Origin of the sequence: Pedobacter sp. Leaf170 (assembly GCF_920984665.1) — a bacterium.
GTDB lineage: Bacteria > Bacteroidota > Bacteroidia > Sphingobacteriales > Sphingobacteriaceae > Pedobacter.
The window spans coordinates 218,457-234,405 of sequence record NZ_CAKLBP010000004.1 but is presented as its reverse complement, the minus strand read 5'-3'; the positions used below and the strand labels follow the sequence as shown (position 1 = coordinate 234,405).

At 35.7% G+C, this 15,949-nt stretch carries 15 protein-coding genes and 1 riboswitch; of the genes, 9 read left to right on the top strand and 6 right to left on the bottom strand.

Annotation, left to right across the window (positions count from 1 at the left end; translation table 11 throughout):
- The first annotated feature begins 117 nt into the window (after positions 1 to 117).
- From LUA90_RS11785 to purD, 3 genes are all read left to right on the top strand, one after another.
- The gene (locus LUA90_RS11785; protein ID WP_231491045.1) at positions 118 to 879 is read left to right on the top strand and encodes an enoyl-CoA hydratase/isomerase family protein; all 762 of its coding nucleotides are present in this window, start codon (positions 118 to 120) and stop codon (positions 877 to 879) included.
- 132 nt (positions 880 to 1,011) lie between these two features.
- Positions 1,012 to 1,887, top strand: a complete 876-nt coding sequence (locus LUA90_RS11780) for an SDR family oxidoreductase (protein ID WP_231460473.1) — start codon at positions 1,012 to 1,014, stop codon at positions 1,885 to 1,887.
- 138 nt (positions 1,888 to 2,025) lie between these two features.
- On the top strand, positions 2,026 to 3,297 hold the full coding sequence (gene purD / locus LUA90_RS11775) for a phosphoribosylamine--glycine ligase (protein ID WP_231491044.1): 1,272 nt from the start codon (positions 2,026 to 2,028) through the stop codon (positions 3,295 to 3,297).
- 85 nt (positions 3,298 to 3,382) lie between these two features.
- Here the strand turns inward: purD and LUA90_RS11770 are convergent, their stop codons facing one another.
- A complete protein-coding gene (locus LUA90_RS11770) occupies positions 3,383 to 4,525 on the bottom strand; it encodes a TlpA disulfide reductase family protein (RefSeq protein ID WP_231491043.1) in 1,143 nt (380 codons plus the stop codon).
- A gap of 88 nt (positions 4,526 to 4,613) precedes the next feature.
- Positions 4,614 to 5,795: a formimidoylglutamase gene (locus LUA90_RS11765; RefSeq protein ID WP_231491042.1), complete on the bottom strand. Its 1,182-nt coding sequence runs from the start codon at positions 5,793 to 5,795 to the stop codon at positions 4,614 to 4,616.
- Between the two features lie 71 nt (positions 5,796 to 5,866).
- Between LUA90_RS11765 and LUA90_RS11760 the strand changes: the two genes are divergently transcribed.
- On the top strand, positions 5,867 to 6,829 hold the full coding sequence (locus LUA90_RS11760) for an NAD-dependent epimerase/dehydratase family protein (protein WP_231491041.1): 963 nt from the start codon (positions 5,867 to 5,869) through the stop codon (positions 6,827 to 6,829).
- Positions 6,829 to 8,130 (top strand): HAD-IB family phosphatase, encoded by a 1,302-nt coding sequence (locus LUA90_RS11755; protein ID WP_231491040.1) that lies wholly within the window; start codon positions 6,829 to 6,831, stop codon positions 8,128 to 8,130. The genes LUA90_RS11760 and LUA90_RS11755 overlap by 1 nt, the downstream gene beginning before the upstream one ends.
- Before the next feature lie 113 nt (positions 8,131 to 8,243).
- Here LUA90_RS11755 and LUA90_RS11750 read toward each other — a convergent pair whose 3' ends face one another.
- Positions 8,244 to 9,524 carry a voltage-gated chloride channel family protein gene (locus tag LUA90_RS11750; RefSeq protein ID WP_231491039.1) on the bottom strand — a complete coding sequence of 427 codons (1,281 nt, stop codon included), beginning with the start codon at positions 9,522 to 9,524 and terminating at the stop codon, positions 8,244 to 8,246.
- Positions 9,525 to 9,539: 15 nt separating this feature from the next.
- Positions 9,540 to 9,602: riboswitch (Fluoride riboswitch) on the bottom strand.
- Positions 9,603 to 9,631: 29 nt separating this feature from the next.
- On the opposite strand from LUA90_RS11750, the gene LUA90_RS11745 reads away from it, so the two are divergent.
- A complete protein-coding gene (locus LUA90_RS11745; RefSeq protein WP_231491038.1) occupies positions 9,632 to 10,633 on the top strand; it encodes a tryptophan 2,3-dioxygenase family protein in 1,002 nt (333 codons plus the stop codon).
- A gap of 145 nt (positions 10,634 to 10,778) precedes the next feature.
- On the top strand, positions 10,779 to 11,843 hold the full coding sequence (locus LUA90_RS11740) for a branched-chain amino acid aminotransferase (RefSeq protein ID WP_231491037.1): 1,065 nt from the start codon (positions 10,779 to 10,781) through the stop codon (positions 11,841 to 11,843).
- 61 nt (positions 11,844 to 11,904) lie between these two features.
- Here LUA90_RS11740 and LUA90_RS11735 read toward each other — a convergent pair whose 3' ends face one another.
- On the bottom strand, positions 11,905 to 12,312 hold the full coding sequence (locus tag LUA90_RS11735) for a hypothetical protein (protein WP_231491036.1): 408 nt from the start codon (positions 12,310 to 12,312) through the stop codon (positions 11,905 to 11,907).
- Between the two features lie 46 nt (positions 12,313 to 12,358).
- Positions 12,359 to 13,039: a hypothetical protein gene (locus LUA90_RS11730; protein ID WP_231491035.1), complete on the bottom strand. Its 681-nt coding sequence runs from the start codon at positions 13,037 to 13,039 to the stop codon at positions 12,359 to 12,361.
- A gap of 211 nt (positions 13,040 to 13,250) precedes the next feature.
- On the opposite strand from LUA90_RS11730, the gene LUA90_RS11725 reads away from it, so the two are divergent.
- Positions 13,251 to 13,706 carry a PA2169 family four-helix-bundle protein gene (locus LUA90_RS11725; RefSeq protein ID WP_231460462.1) on the top strand — a complete coding sequence of 152 codons (456 nt, stop codon included), beginning with the start codon at positions 13,251 to 13,253 and terminating at the stop codon, positions 13,704 to 13,706.
- Between the two features lie 353 nt (positions 13,707 to 14,059).
- Positions 14,060 to 14,755 carry a bifunctional 2-polyprenyl-6-hydroxyphenol methylase/3-demethylubiquinol 3-O-methyltransferase UbiG gene (locus LUA90_RS11720; RefSeq protein WP_231491034.1) on the top strand — a complete coding sequence of 232 codons (696 nt, stop codon included), beginning with the start codon at positions 14,060 to 14,062 and terminating at the stop codon, positions 14,753 to 14,755.
- A gap of 2 nt (positions 14,756 to 14,757) precedes the next feature.
- Here LUA90_RS11720 and LUA90_RS11715 read toward each other — a convergent pair whose 3' ends face one another.
- A complete protein-coding gene (locus LUA90_RS11715) occupies positions 14,758 to 15,840 on the bottom strand; it encodes an acyltransferase (protein ID WP_231491033.1) in 1,083 nt (360 codons plus the stop codon).
- Positions 15,841 to 15,949: the final 109 nt, after the last annotated feature.

Below are 15,949 nucleotides of genomic sequence, written 5' to 3'. Positions count from 1 at the left end.
AATGGATTTCCCATTTTTGATATTAACTAGCTAAAAAATAATAAATTTGAATTAGTATGCATGCATACTAATTCAAATTTATTATTTTGCTTAACATTCAACACTAATACCAATACTATGAACACGATTAAAGTTAGCGTAAAAGATCGCCTGGCCACCATTACTTTAGATAGAGGCAAGTCAAATGCCATGAACAGGGAGTTGGTTACCGAGCTTAACGATATGCTGGATAATATATCGAAAGATGATAACATTGGTGGTGTTATTTTAACAGGTAAAGCCCCTTTCTTTTCAGCAGGATTAGATCTGGTAGAGCTTTACGGCTATAACGAGGAGGAGGCAAAAACTTTCTTCGAACTATTTTTCAAATTTACAGCAAACCTGGTTGGGTTTAAAAAGCCAATTGTAGCGGCAATTAGTGGCCACAGCCCTGCGGGTGGCTGCGTTATGGCTTTAGCTTGCGATTATAGAGTAATGGCTGAAGGCCAGTTTATCATTGGTTTAAATGAAGTTCCGGTTGGAATTATTGTGCCTAATAGCATCTTCCAATTATACTCATTTTGGATTGGTACTGCAGAAGCTTCAAGAAGTTTGTTAACCGGTAAATTATTTAATCCGGAAGAAGCTTTAAAGATTGGTTTGGTTGATGAGGTGGTAAAAAACGAAAGTTTATTAACCGCTGCAGAACGCAAAATAAAGAAATTTATGGAGCTTGAAAGCAACACCTGGTCGCAAAGCAAGTTAAATATCCGAACGGATTTAATCGCTGCAGTAAGCGGTGAGCAATCTGAAACTTTAGAGAAAATATTAGCACAATGGTGGGCTCCATCTACCAGGCATATTTTAAAAACCATTTTAGAAAACCTGCAAAGGAAATAGTTATGTATTCATAAATTAACAATTGTTCAATTACCAATTCGGCAATTAAACGCTTAATCAGTTCAATAACTAACCAATTGAACAATTATTCAGTTCAACAGTTAAACAATCAACCAGTAAACAACCAGATATATGTTAAATTTTAATCAACCAATGTTACGCGATGATGCCTTAAAAGGTAAAACAATAGTAATTACCGGAGGTGGAACAGGTTTAGGAAAAGCGATGGGCGTTTATTTCCTCAAACTTGGTGCTAATCTGGTCATTACAAGTCGTAAGCAAGATGTTTTGCAAAAGGCTGCTGATGAGATGGAGGAAAAAACGGGAGGTAAAGTTTTAGCTGTAGCATGTGATGTTCGGGAAATTGAGCAGGTTGAAAATGTGCTTGCTAAAACGATAGAAAAATTTGGCAAGGTGGATATCCTTTTAAATAATGCTGCGGGTAATTTTATATCTCCAACAGAGCGATTATCGGCCAATGCATTTTCTTCAATAATCGATATCGTGTTAAAGGGAACGGTTAATTGTACTTTAACTTTTGGTAAACATTGGATTAAAGAAAAACAAACTGCTACAGTTTTAAATATCGTTACAACTTATGCTTTTACGGGTTCAGCTTATGTTGTGCCTTCGGCATGTGCAAAAGGTGGAGTTTTAGCATTAACCCGTTCTTTAGCGGTAGAATGGGGCAAATACGGCATCCGGACAAATGCAATTGCACCTGGTCCTTTCCCAACAAAGGGCGCCTGGGAAAGGTTGCTTCCAGGAGATTTGGCGAAGAAATTCGATTTTAAAAACCGTGTTCCTTTAAAAAGAGTGGGCGAGCATCAGGAACTTGCAAACCTAGCTGCATTTTTAGTAAGCGATTTCTCTGGTTATATTAATGGTGAGGTTGTTACCATAGATGGTGGCGAATGGCTGCAAGGCGCTGGTCAAATGAATGGACTCGAAGCTATCCCAAATGAAATGTGGGATATGTTAGAACAAATGACACGAAGCGCTAAATGATGTAAAATGTAATTATGGAAAATGGATAATGAAATGCTTGCCCATTATACGCTTGCAGCTATGCATCATCCATAATTTTATCATATTTTCCATCATCCATCTACCATTTTCCATCCCTCATTTATTATCTTTGCCAATATGAATATCTTACTATTAGGTTCAGGTGGCAGAGAAAGCGCATTCGCCTGGAAAATGAGCCAGTCATCACACTGTGATAAACTAATAATTGCACCGGGTAATGGCGGTACTGGTGCTTATGGTACTAATATCAACATCAGCGTTAACGATTTCGATTCAATCAAAAAAATTGTTTTAAAGGAGCAAATTGATATGGTTGTGGTTGGGCCTGAAGAACCCCTGGTAAATGGTATTCATGATTTCTTTTTAGCCGATTCTACTATTGCACATGTGCCAGTTATCGGACCAAAAAAAGAAGGCGCAATTTTAGAAGGTAGTAAAGATTTTTCTAAGCAATTTATGGAGCGACACGGTATTCCAACCGCTGCATCGCGTTCATTTACTCCAGATACTTTGGAAGACGGTTTAGCCTATCTGCAAAACCATGCTTTACCAGTTGTTTTAAAAGCTGATGGTTTAGCTGCGGGTAAAGGTGTTTTAATCTGTACTGAAACTATCGAGGCCCAGGAGGAATTGAAACTAATGCTTGGTGGCAAATTTGGCGCTGCCGGAGCAACAGTTGTAATCGAGGAATTTTTAAGCGGAATAGAACTTTCAGTTTTCGTTTTAACGGATGGCGAAAATTACATAACACTGCCAGAGGCTAAAGATTATAAACGCATCGGTCAGGCCGATACAGGTTTAAATACTGGCGGAATGGGTTCGGTTTCTCCGGTACCTTTTGCATCTGCAGAATTTCTAAATAAAATTGAAGAAAGAATTATTAAACCAACTGTTAATGGTTTAAAGAAAGATAACATCGATTATACAGGCTTTATTTTCTTTGGCTTGATAAAAGTTGGCGATGAACCTTACGTTATCGAATACAATGCCCGTATGGGTGATCCGGAAACGGAAAGTGTTATCCCAAGGATAAAAAATGACTTGGTTGAGCTTTTCATGGCAACTGCCAATAAAACTTTAAACCAGGTTAAGTTGGAAATTAGCGAAGAAACGGCGGCAACGGTTATGATTGTTGCAGGTGGTTACCCTGGCGAATATTTGAAAGGAAAAGCGATTTCAGGAATTGAAAATCTTCGTCACTCTAATGCTTTCCACGCCGGAACATTGTTAGATAACGATGTTGTTAAAACAAATGGCGGACGAGTAATTGCAATTACAAGCTTGCAAAAAGATTTATTTACTGCGCTTCAATCTGCAACTGCCGATGCCGGCAGAATTTATTTTGATGGTAAATATTTTAGAGAAGATATCGGTTTCGATTTGATTTAAAAATCAGTAAAATATAAAAGCCACAGATTAACCGATTTTCTTCAATTGAAATCTGCTAATCTGTGGCTTCTTCGTTTAAAAGAACTTATTTCGTTTTACTTCCTAAAAGTTCTTGTAATTTACTTTGTAAAGCTTCTTCTCTTAAACCTTTGGCGATAATTTTTCCGGTTGGGTCTATTAAAAAGTTAGCAGGAATAGAACGTATGCCATACATTACAGCAACTTCATTTTCCCAATATTTTAAATCTGAAACATGTGTCCAGGTTAATTTATCATCTGCAATGGCTTTAACCCAAGCATCTTTAGCGCCTGGTCTATCCAATGATACACCTAAAACGGTGAAACCCTTGTCTTTAAATTTATTGTAGGCAAGCACAACATTAGGGTTTTCTTGGCGGCAAGGGCCACACCATGATGCCCAGAAATCAACCAAAACATATTTGCCTTTAAAATCTGATAATTTTACCGGTTTTCCATCAACATCATTTTGTGTAAAATCCATAGCCATAACACCAACAGCAGTTTTTTTGGTTGCTTCTAAAGTTTTTGCTAAAGTTGTACCAATTTTGGTTGCTTTTAGTTCCGGACTTAAACCTGCGTAAGCCATTTCAACCTGGGCTTGCGCATCCGGGTCGCCAGAAAGTTGACTAAGCGTCATTAAGCTAACGTATGATTTTGGGTTACTTTTCGCGAAGTTTAAATATACCGGAGTCATTTCCTCTGAAATCTTCGAATATTTTTCTCTTAAAGCACCAACAATCGCATTATCCTTTTTTTGCTCTGCAGAAAGTTTTTCATATTCTGCATCAATTGCGCTTATCCGCTCTGCAATAGGTTTTAAATTAGCTTTTAGTTTAGCATTGTCATTATTTGCAGGTGTACCACTAACGGTCATTGATTTTATCGAATCTACCGAACTTACAGTAATAACTCCTGGCTCTAAATATAAATTAGCGAAATCTAAATTTTTTGTATTTGCACCTTTAACATAAGGATTTACTTTGCTGAATAGATTTGCTGATAATGGATCGGTAACGGTTCCTTTAAATTCAAATTTACCGTTGCTTACCGTTGCCGAATCTGTTTTACGCTGACTATTTTCGCTGTAAATCAGATAAATCTTGTTGCCGGTTTTTAATGCTTTGGCATCACCTTTAATTGTAAAAGGCTTTTGAGCCATTGCAGCCAAAGGCAAAATTGCCATAGCCGCTAAAATTATTTTTTTCATTGGTTTATTTTATTGGTTGTGAGGGATTTAAACTCTAAAAATCAAATGTATAAAAATGTAAGCTTAACAAATTAAAAATTTTGTAAAATTATGCAAGCTTTTGATAAGTGCGCCACCACAAATCGGGCATTTCTCCGTTAACGGCGGTTTGATAGTCGTCATAGCGACAAGGAACCAAATGATATCGTTCATTTTTCGATTGCTGCGCAGGATAAGGTACCTGCATCCACCACCTGTCAGATTTTTTGCTTTTCACAAATGTCATCTCTCCCGAACCATCTTTTAAGCTCGTTCTGTAAATGATAAACTGAGATTTTGGTGTTAGTGGAAAGTCTTTTTTACGGGCGTAGAAACCATCTACAAAATACCAAACCATTTGCGCAAGTAAAAAGGCCGTCTGTCCGTTATTATCGTAAGCCGGATTAAATTCATAAAAACCGATAGAGGTTAACTTATCATTCATGCCTGCATATCGGGCAATTCTGCATGCCTCTTCCCCGTCAAATCCGTTGGGTGTGGTATTTGCATTGGCAGCAGCATCCGCAGAACGTATGGCGCCAATATCAAAACTTACCATATTCGCATTGCGGATAATTGGTTCTGTGAGTGTTATATCCTGAGCAAATTCGCCTACACGGTGAGCATCAAAATAAAGCTTATCCATAACATTTAAGCTCTCTTGATTTACAAAATAGGTTTGATAACCCAGGTTGCTGAAATTGAAAAGATAGTTAGGTTGGTGTAAGAATATTTTGTTTAAATAGCAATCAGAACGGGTTTCTATGCCTTCACTTTCGTGTCCATCAATATCAAATTGATTATCTACCACTACTAAATCAACTTTCTGCTCCAAATCTTCGTAGCCCAAATATTGTGCATAGGTAAGGTCTTGGCCGCCGCCAATAATTACCGGAATTATATTGTTTTTGATCAACTCAGAAACCGCCATTTTTACGGCAATATATGTGTCGGCAACAGAAGCACCTGGTCTGATGTTTCCTAAATCAACGATTCTGCTTTCGAATGCGCCCTCGTTTAGCTTGTAAAATTTTTCTCTCAAATAATCCGGAGCAATACCACAACCTTCATTATTCACTGCATTTCGTCCATCTAGCACACCAAAAATAGCAATATCAAATTTGTTTTCCTCCAAATCTGGAAATGATTCAGTATAAAATTCGGCTTTTAATCCCAGCTGACTGGTAAGAAAACCTTGTTTTGGTGTAAACTGATCAATATTTAAGGGAGAAAAGAAATCGGTTAATGACATATATTTAAAAACTATCGCCTCAAATATCTATTTTTGAAAGCGTATTTTCACCAATAGCCCAAAAAAATATAATGATACTCGTAACCGGCGGAACGGGATTTTTAGGATCTGAATTAATAAAACAGCTTACTGATAATGGTTTAGCCGTTCGGGCGTTGAAGAGAGAAACTTCTAAAATTCCATCCTTATTAAAAGGCATTAAATTAATAGAATGGGTTGATGGTGATATAAATGAACCATCATCGCTTGAGGATGTTTTTGTGGGCATTACAAAAGTTTTTCATTGTGCAGCTTTTGTTTCTTTAGATTCGAGCTATAAAAAGCAGCTTTTTCATGTAAATATCGAAGGCACATCAAACATTGTAAATCTTTGTGTGGATAATAATTGCCGGTTGCTTCATGTAAGTTCTATTGCTGCATTAGGCGAGCCTAAAAAGGGAAAGCAAATTACAGAAAAGGATTTTCGGGAATATGATGCAAAAGCTGATGCATACGGGCTTTCGAAATATGAAGCCGAAATGGAGGTTTGGCGTGGCATAACCGAAGGTTTGGATGCTGTAATCGTTAATCCATCGGTAATTATTGGTAAAAACGCTGGTTTTGAAGGCAGTGGCGCAATATTTAAATTGGTAAAAGGTGGTTTTCCGTTTTACACAAATGGCGCATCTGGTTTTGTAGATGTAGATGATGTAGTAAAATCTATGATTGCACTAATGGATAGTGAAATTACTGCAGAACGTTACATTGTTTCCTCAGAAAACATCCATTACAAAGATTTATTTAGGGCTATTGCAAATGGTTTTAATGTTAAAGCGCCAACTAAAGAAGCCAAACCCTGGATATTGGGTATAGCCTGGAGAGCGCTCAAATTTTTCTCGGTTTTTAGCAGAACTCAACCCTCAATAACAAAAGATACAGCACGTAGCAGCGTTACTTTAAGCTACTATTCAAATGATAAAATCGTTAACCAAATCGGCATACAATTTAAGCCACTTTCAAATAGCATTGCAGAAATTACCCAACACTTAAAATAATGCCTAAACAAAAAGCCTACTACATTATTGATTTTGATAGCACTTTTACGCAAGTAGAAGCCTTAGATGAATTAGCCAGAATTTCACTAAAGAAACACCCTCAAAAAGAATCAATTTTTCAAAAAATTGAGGATTATACCAATCTGGCAATGGAAGGAAAATTATCATTTTCAGAAAGCCTGGCTCAAAGGGTAAAATTGTTAGAGGCCGATGAAGAGCATTTAAAACAGCTGATAAAACATCTAAAGAAAAAGGTTTCTACTTCTTTTTCTCGAAATGCTGAATTTTTTAAAAAACATGCTGATGAAGTTTTAATAGTTTCTGGCGGATTTAAAGAGTTTATAACGCCGGTTGTTAGTCAGTATCACATAAAAAAGGAAAATATTTACGCCAATACTTTTGTAACCACAGGCGATGGCAAAATTATAGATTATGACCATGCCAATCCTTTAAGTGAAGAAGGAGGAAAGGTTAAACTGCTTCAACATCTCAAGTTAGAAGGCGAACTCTTTGGCATTGGCGATGGTTATTCTGATTTCCAATTAAGAGAAAGTGGCTTAATAAATAAGTTTTTCGCCTTTACAGAAAATATTGCACGTGAAAGTATTGTGGCAAAAGCCGATCACGTTACGCCAAGTTTCGATGAATTTTTATATGTGAATGATTTGCCAAGGGCGATATCGTACCCTAAGAATCGAATTTTATGTTTAGTTTTAGGTGATGTTGATCCAAAAAGCATTGCATTATTAAAAAATGATGGCTTATCTATCAGACATAAAGCAAGTTTTGAAGAAAAATATGTTAAAGATGTTGGTGTAATTTTGCTGGCAGATGGTGAGAAAATTGATAAAACACAATTAAAAAATGCAGTGAAACTGAAAACCATCGGTTATCTGGGTAATTCAAAAAACAAAGTTGATGCAGAGCTTTGTACCAAAATGGGTATTATAATATTTGATGACCCAAAAGCAAATCCGCGTAATTTCGATTTTATACCTAAAAGGATGATTGATTTTATGAATAGTGGTGCAACATATTTAAGCTCAAACTATCCTAATTTGCAATTGCCTAAAATCGATAAATCACATCGCTTAATTCACATTCACAAAAATGTTCCGGGTATTATGGCACAAATTAATACCGTTTTTGCTAAACATAACATCAACATTGTTGGACAATTTTTAATGACAAACACTGAAATAGGTTATGCCATCACAGATATTAACACCGAATACGATAAGCAGTTATTTAAAGCGCTGAAAAAGATTGAGCATACTATAAAATTCAGGGTTTTATATTAGGTCATCTTAAATTTTAAGCCTCGGTATGTATCTTATATCCCTCAGTCTGTGTCCTTGCAGACTGAATTAAATCAATATACCTCATAATTTGTATCCTCACAGAACGATAAAAATTATAAGATCTTTTTAGGTAAGTAGAATTTAGAACTCCCAATCTTTTGAGCACTGTAAATGCCGTTGTGACCAGAAAATAAGTACGCAGCAACACAAGCTATCGCGATGTAAATCCCGCTTGTGCTGCCAAATAGCTCTATACCCATTATCATACAGGCTAATGGTGTATTAGCAGCGCCAGAGAATACAGCCACAAAACCCATTCCCGCTAATAATGCAACAGGTAATGGGATAAAAATGCTTAAAAAACTACCAAGTGTGGCGCCAATAAAAAACAATGGCGTTACTTCTCCGCCTTTAAAACCTGCACCTAAAGTTAATGCTGTAAGAAATATCTTTACCGCAAAGGCATAGTAAGGCTGTTGTATCTGGAATGATTCAACTATCGCCGGAATTCCTAAACCAATGTATTTGAAAGCATCTGTAGCAAAAATTATAATCACCAGAATTATGCCTCCAATAACGGGCCTTAGCGGAGGATATTTTATCTTGGAAAAAAGCGTACTAAAGCCATGATTTAAAGATGAAAATAGGCGGGCGGCTAAACCAAAAAGTACTCCGCCACATAGGGTATAAATTAAATTTAAAGCATTTAGTTGAGGTACAAAATCTACATGATAATGGGTATGGCCAACGCCCCATATTTTGCAAACATAATCGGCAATTACCGCCGTTAAAAAAGATGGTAATATGGCGGTGTAAAATAAACTTCCGATGATAAAAACTTCTAAACCGAAAATTGCACCGGCCAACGGCGTACCGAAAACAGAGGCAAAGCCGGCACTTATGCCGCAAATTAGAATAACTTTTCTATCAGCCGGGCTTAGTTTAAACAGCTTTGTAAACTGATCGGCAAATGCTCCTCCAATTTGAACGGCAGTACCTTCTCTTCCGGCAGAGCCGCCAAATAAATGAGTAATGATTGTGCCGGCGAACACCAGTGGCGCCATAATAAGCGGGATAACCTTTTTAGGGCTTTGAAGTTCTTCTATTAAAAGGTTATTGCCTTTTACTACCTCTTTTCCGAAGTAATGATATAACAATCCAATTGCTAAACCTGCAAGCGGGAGCAAATAAATGATTTGAGTATGCTGTTCGCGGTAATCGGTTACATATTCTAAGCTCACTAAAAATAAAGCCGAAGCGCTGCCAACAATTGCACCTAAAATAGCAGAGATTAAAAGCCATTTAAAAAGGTTTAAAAATAGAACTCGAAACTCTTGTTTAAAGAATTGAGAAACAGACAGAAGAAAACCTTCCGTTAATTTTTTAACAGGCATTTTTATCAATTTAAATAAATCGTAGGAGTCATCAGCCTGTTTTGGCGGTTTTGGCGGTACCCCATCGCCATCAGTCAAAAGTATAAATTTTAGCCTTTTGTTGCAAAATGTTTATCACCTTTGTTTGGAAACAAATTACGCAATGGATTTTACCCCTGAAATTAAAGATAAACTTAACCAGTTTGCAGGAAAAATATACGGCAATGGGACAGGATATGGCTTCATATCTGGATGGTTTGTTATATGCTGATTTTTTAACATATTGGGATTATATTCATCTGGATACTTTATTAAGTCTGCAAAGTCCTAAAACGCCTTTCCCTGATGAAGAAATTTTCATCATGTATCATCAAATAACCGAGCTTTACTTTAAGCTTGCCTTGCATGAATTTAATCAGGTAGCAGAACACAAAAACCTTAACGTTGAATTCTTTACAACCAGAGTAAAAAGGATAAATGCGTATTTTAATGCGTTAACAACTTCTTTCGAGGTGATGGTTGATGGCATGGAAAAAGATCAGTTTCTAAAATTCAGAATGTCGCTTTTACCCGCAAGCGGATTTCAATCCGGGCAATACAGAATGATTGAAATTAGTGCAACAGATTTTATTCGTTTAACGGATAAAAGTAAAAGGGAAGCGTTAAAAGAGGCATCGATAGAAGAACAGTTCGAACATATTTACTGGAAATTTGGCGCTACAGAACTTTCATCTGGCAAGCAAACACTTACTTTAAAACAGTTTATAAAGAAATACGCCGCTCAGTTTTTGCAACTGGCAAAAGACAGAACTTTAACTAACTTTTCTGCCCTTTACCATAACCTCGAAGCACAAGGAGCGGATGTACGCCTATTAGCCGAAGAATTAAGAAAGCTTGATTTGTATGTGAACGTTGAATGGCCTTTATCACATTATAAATCAGCAGTTAGATATTTAGAAAAAGACCCAACTGACATTGCCGCTACAGGTGGTACAAACTGGCAGAAATATTTGCCGCCGCGTTTTCAAAAAAGAATTTTTTACCCTTTTTTATGGACTGATGAACAGATGGATGAGTGGGGTAGAGGATGGGTGCTTAGTGTGCTTAAAACACTAAAGAACAAAGATTAATATGCTCAAATACTATTAAAATCGCTCGTTTTTTTATAACTTGCAAAAAAATATTGACTGAATTAGAACCTTATAAATGATTGAATTTCCAGAATTCAAAACCATTCATTCATTCAAAATTCAATCATCCAAAATTTAAATTACAATGACTGAAACATTAGATATTAACATAGTTAAAGCAGATAAAACCCGTTTATCAGTTACAGATTTTTCTCAGCTGCCATTTGGGAAGGTTTTTACCGACCACATGTTCACAGCAGATTACGAAGATGGTGAGTGGAAGAATTTACAGATTTTGCCTTATGGTCCAATCGAAATGAGTCCGGCTATTTCTGCTTTACATTACGGACAGGCAATTTTTGAAGGTTTGAAAGCTTACCGCCAGCCAGATGGTAAAATTAGTGTTTTCCGTGCTGATAAAAATTTTGAGCGTTTTAATAAATCTGCAGCCAGAATGTCGATGCCATCTATCCCTGAAGAAATTTTTATGCAAGGTTTAGCTGCTTTAATTAATATAGATGAAAAATGGGTGCCTGCTCAAGATGATTATGCATTGTATATTCGTCCGGTAATGTTTGCAACAGACCCATATTTGGGTGTTAGAGCTTCTGATACCTATAAATTTGCTTTGCTTACCACACCAACTGGTCCATATTACAGCAGCGCTTTAAAGGTTAAAATTGAAACCGAATTTACCAGAGCCGATGAAGGTGGTGTAGGTTATGCGAAAACTGCCGGTAACTATGCCCGTTCTTTGTATCCATTTGAACAGGCAAAAAAAGAAGGTTACGATCAGTTAATATGGACAGATTCTGTTAATCATGAGTACATTGAAGAAGCAGGAACCGCAAACTTAATTTTTGTTATCAACGGTAAATTGGTTACACCTTCGGTACGAAGTACTGTTTTAGATGGTGTAACTCGTGATACAATTATTAAATTGGCTAAAGCTGCTGGTGTGGAGGTTGAAGAGCGAAGAGTTTCTGTAAAGGAAGTTATTGATGGAATTGAGAGTGGTACTTTAACAGAAGCTTTTGCAGCTGGTACAGCGGCTACTGTAACTCAAATTGGTGAGATTGGTTATTTAGGCAAAACCTACAAGTTAACTGATTCTTCTACCAGAACAGTTTCTAATGGCATTGCTAAAAAGCTTAATGATATCCGTTACGGATTGGCAACTGATGAATTTGGATGGAACTGGGTGTTATAATCCGAAAATTATAAATCAAAAGCAAAAAGCTCCAAATTTTAAATTTGGAGCTTTTTGCTTTTTAATAAAATAACTGTGATAAAACGTTAGAAGCCGTGTTGTTGCTTGGTTTTAAAGCGGCAAACTTTGTAAGTTGAGCAACTGTCAAAACGGTTCCTAATTTAGATTTTAAACCGCTTGTTAATTTTGAAAATTTGCTCTTGTAAGCTGCCGGATCTGTTTTTTGAGTGGACATAATACCAGCCTTTTGTATAAGAAAATCTTTTATAATAGATGTTACGGATGGTTTTTGAGCAGGTGTTAAATTTAATGCAGGTGTTAATTTACCCAAAATGCCCGACGTTAAACCATTAATATTAAAACCAGAAGCCGCTACCGCCGCGGTGCCAACTTTGTTTAAAATACTTTGCGCCTGTGCTGCAAAGTTTAAGCTCATTAAAAGAGCTGTTGCTACAAATAATTTTTTCATTTCGTGTTGTTTTACGAATATAAAATTTTTTACTCCTTTCAGGAATTTATTTGTTTGCTAATTTCTTTTTGGCATTATCCAAGTAAATATAATTGAGCATGCAATAAGATGCGATGGCGCCAAAAGTATGCCATAAAAAGTGAGTTCCAACATCGAGTATTTCCCATTTATCGGCAATTCTAAAAGTTAACGCAAATATAAATGCAAGCAATGCAAAGCCTACCCATTTACCGTTTCTCCATTCGTCTTTTAACAAATATCCAAATACCGGGAATAAAACCAATGCAGCCATAAATGCATAATTTAGGTTTACAAATATCTGGAAATCGCCACCGGTAAACTGTTTACGCAACACAAACTGAAAAACTGCATATAACAACACTATCAACAACGCAAAATACCATCTGGTAATTTTAGCCAGAAAATAAACCCCGGCAGATAAGCATAGCAGCATTATGGGCACCCAGTCCATCATGATAAATATTGGCCACCTTCTTAAACCGTGATACGTTGTGCCTCCAATACCACCAATGTAAAGCAGAATTAAAGCAAATGATAAGAACTTATGTGTTTTAAAATTGCCCCAAACTTTAAAGCTAAAGTAAATTGCAATAGCCAAAAAGAAACAACTTGTTATGGTATTTAGTGGTTCAGGGAAAAAGTTCGCCAGGTTGGTCTCGGTATAAATTGTTCCGCCATCTGGCGGATTCTGGATAAGTTCGCTCATATTAACAAATGCGTTTTTGATTATTTGCAAGGTGCATTTATAAACCTGGTATTTCAACCTTTTTGCTTTATCATTAGGTAAAAAAACTGCGACCAGAATTTAACGGCCTGGTAACATTATAGCCATTAGGTGTAAGCTTTTTAGATTAGCACAAACATTTTTTTGGATAGCGATGTTGCTTAAATACATCAAAACTATAAAAATTAATAACATGAATACGACAACATTAACAGCAGAGGTTTTGAACGATTTAGTTCAAATTAATAACGATAGAATTGAAGGATATGAAAAGGCTCGCAAAGAACTTAAAGATGGTGATGCCGATTTGAAATCTTTATTCTTAAGCATGATAGAAGAAAGTCAGAAATATAAGTTGGCCTTAGCCCAAGAAGTTGGCGTATTGGGTGAAGACATTGAAACAGGAACTACAAATTCAGGAAAAATTTACAGAGCCTGGATGGACGTTAAAGCATTATTTACCGGCCACGATCGTAAAACGGTATTAAATAACTGCGAATTTGGTGAAGATGCAGCCCAAAACGCTTACAAAATGGCTTTAGAAGTTGAAGGTGTTCCTGCCAATATCAGAGAATTAATTTCTGAGCAGAAAGCAGCTTTGAGAGTTTCTCATGATAAAATTAAAGGATTACGTGATGCGGAGGGGTAATCGTTATAAGCGATTTAAATTCCAGATGATAATTTAGGTATTCGTGATGTTTTATTTATTATTGTAAATAAAATTAATCTACTTTGAATACAGAAAACGCATTAAAGGGGAATAATAAATTATGTAAAATTTGTTATTCCCCTTTTTCAGATACCTACCTTGTTAAAGAAATGATGTTCGGGTTTAGAGATGAATTCTCTTACAATCAGTGCTCAAGCTGTGGTTGTTTACAAATTGCCGAGTTTCCTCAAAACATTGATAAATATTATCCCCCATATTATTATTCTTTTAATGCTGAAACGGCGCCCTTAAAACGGCAGCCATTTATAAAAAGAATTGTAGGTAACTTCAGGTTGAAAAAGCTTTTCAAAAAGGACCGTCCAGCCCTACGTTATTTAAAGCCTATTGATGTAAATTTTTCTAATAAAATTTTGGAAGTAGGTTGTGGGAAAGGAAGGCAGATTTGCGATTTATTCAATCTTGGTTTCGAAAATATTGAAGGTGTTGATAAATTTATTCCTCAAGAAATTGATCATGGCTTCGGCGTTCGTATACTGAAAAAAGATATTGAAGAACTTAAACCTAACAACTATGATTTAATTATTATGAATCATGTTTTGGAACACATGCCAGAGCAACTGAATGTACTAAAAAATTGTAGAAGACTTCTAAAAGATGAAGGATGCTTGTTAATTGCCATTCCAATCATCGCGGAAGCTTTTGAAATATACAAGGAAAATTGGGTTCAACTAGATGCACCAAGACATTTTTTTCTGCATACTGTTAAAAGTATGAATATTCTGGCGGAAGAAACAGGTTATGAGATTAGACATAAACTTTTTGATTCATTAAGTTTTCAGTTTTGGGCAAGTGAATTATACAAAAAGGATATTCCGCTTTTTCCCGAAGAAAATAATCGACTGGCTTACCCGGTAGAAAAATATTTTTCTGAAGAAGAGATAGAAAATTACCAGACTAAAGCAGCTAAATTGAACGCAGAGGGAAGAGGTGATACGGCAGTTTTTTACTTATTTAAGAAAGCAAATTAACACTACTGTCCAACTATCCATTTTATTTTATCGAATTTATTGATGACGTAAACAATAAAGTAACTAGCTAAATACACAATGAAAAATCTGACGTATTGAAGAATTACTAATTCAAATGAGGTCTTCCCTTCTGGCCCGATTTTTAAAGGATTAAAAATTTGAGGCAATATTTGCATAATAATTATAAAATGGATTAAGTGTATTCCATAAGTGCTGCTTCTTGGATTCAACTTTTTTATCCATTTTGGGTTCCCAAGGCGATACAAAAACAAAAAGCAAACCAGAGAGTAGATGATGTTTGAAAATCTTAATGTATTATAAGGATCGCCTTGTATATTAGCATTAATTAAATAATAACTTTCCCAGCACGAAATTATTAAAGTAATCGTTGCAGCTAAGCCTAATATGATTACAGAACGTCTTTTAATCCATTCATTAAATTCTTTAAAATATTTATGAAGTATAACACCTAACCACAAATAAAATACAAATCCAAAAATGGCTGTAGTATGCGTACTGTAAATCCACTCATGATATAGATTAATAGAATAAAAAACAGAGCAAATGCCTAAAAATATACCGAGTTGATATTTATACAAGTATTTTCTAAATATCAATAAAAGTGAAATACTTCCAAGGAAATTGAGAATAAACCAAAAACTGGTTTTAACTATAATGTCATAAATCTGGTTGGCTAAACCCCAAATCGGTTTCTCGAACATTGGCGACCAACTTCCCTTTAAATACACAACAAGTAAATTGGCATATATTAGAATTAAAAATACAATTATCCAAAATAACCAAGGTTTAAAGGTTCCATCAAATCGTCTTTTTAAGTATTGTAAAGAAGTTGTTGTATGAATTTTATCACCAATCAGGAATCCTGCAAGTAAATAGAACAATATTGTACCGAATTTAAAAACCTGCATGGTGAAGAGCTGAATTGATTGCTCCATAACATCCTTAAAGAATTTAGGCTCCGGCCACATGTAAGTATGTTCTAAAACAATTGTGATAATTGCTATGAATCTTAGCGAATCAATGAAATCGTAATTTAATTTTTCTTTTTTAATAGGATCTGACATAATTATTTTGCAATAATAAGAACTATTGATTGATTATTGCTTTTTTAAGTAATCCATTCCTTTGGAAAAAACATTTTTAACATCTGTGTAATTGCAGAATATATTTTTC

Excerpts from the sequence above, each read along its gene's own strand:
- LUA90_RS11785 (WP_231491045.1), top strand. The coding sequence starts at position 118 with ATGAACACGATTAAAGTTAGCGTAAAAGATCGCCTGGCCACCATTACT.
- LUA90_RS11780 (WP_231460473.1), top strand. The coding sequence starts at position 1,012 with ATGTTAAATTTTAATCAACCAATGTTACGCGATGATGCCTTAAAAGGT.
- purD (WP_231491044.1), top strand. The coding sequence starts at position 2,026 with ATGAATATCTTACTATTAGGTTCAGGTGGCAGAGAAAGCGCATTCGCC.
- LUA90_RS11770 (WP_231491043.1), bottom strand. The coding sequence starts at position 4,525 with ATGAAAAAAATAATTTTAGCGGCTATGGCAATTTTGCCTTTGGCTGCA.
- LUA90_RS11765 (WP_231491042.1), bottom strand. The coding sequence starts at position 5,795 with ATGTCATTAACCGATTTCTTTTCTCCCTTAAATATTGATCAGTTTACA.
- LUA90_RS11760 (WP_231491041.1), top strand. The coding sequence starts at position 5,867 with ATGATACTCGTAACCGGCGGAACGGGATTTTTAGGATCTGAATTAATA.
- LUA90_RS11755 (WP_231491040.1), top strand. The coding sequence starts at position 6,829 with ATGCCTAAACAAAAAGCCTACTACATTATTGATTTTGATAGCACTTTT.
- LUA90_RS11750 (WP_231491039.1), bottom strand. The coding sequence starts at position 9,524 with ATGCCTGTTAAAAAATTAACGGAAGGTTTTCTTCTGTCTGTTTCTCAA.
- LUA90_RS11745 (WP_231491038.1), top strand. The coding sequence starts at position 9,632 with ATGTTTATCACCTTTGTTTGGAAACAAATTACGCAATGGATTTTACCC.
- LUA90_RS11740 (WP_231491037.1), top strand. The coding sequence starts at position 10,779 with ATGACTGAAACATTAGATATTAACATAGTTAAAGCAGATAAAACCCGT.
- LUA90_RS11735 (WP_231491036.1), bottom strand. The coding sequence starts at position 12,312 with ATGAAAAAATTATTTGTAGCAACAGCTCTTTTAATGAGCTTAAACTTT.
- LUA90_RS11730 (WP_231491035.1), bottom strand. The coding sequence starts at position 13,039 with ATGAGCGAACTTATCCAGAATCCGCCAGATGGCGGAACAATTTATACC.
- LUA90_RS11725 (WP_231460462.1), top strand. The coding sequence starts at position 13,251 with ATGAATACGACAACATTAACAGCAGAGGTTTTGAACGATTTAGTTCAA.
- LUA90_RS11715 (WP_231491033.1), bottom strand. The coding sequence starts at position 15,840 with ATGTCAGATCCTATTAAAAAAGAAAAATTAAATTACGATTTCATTGAT.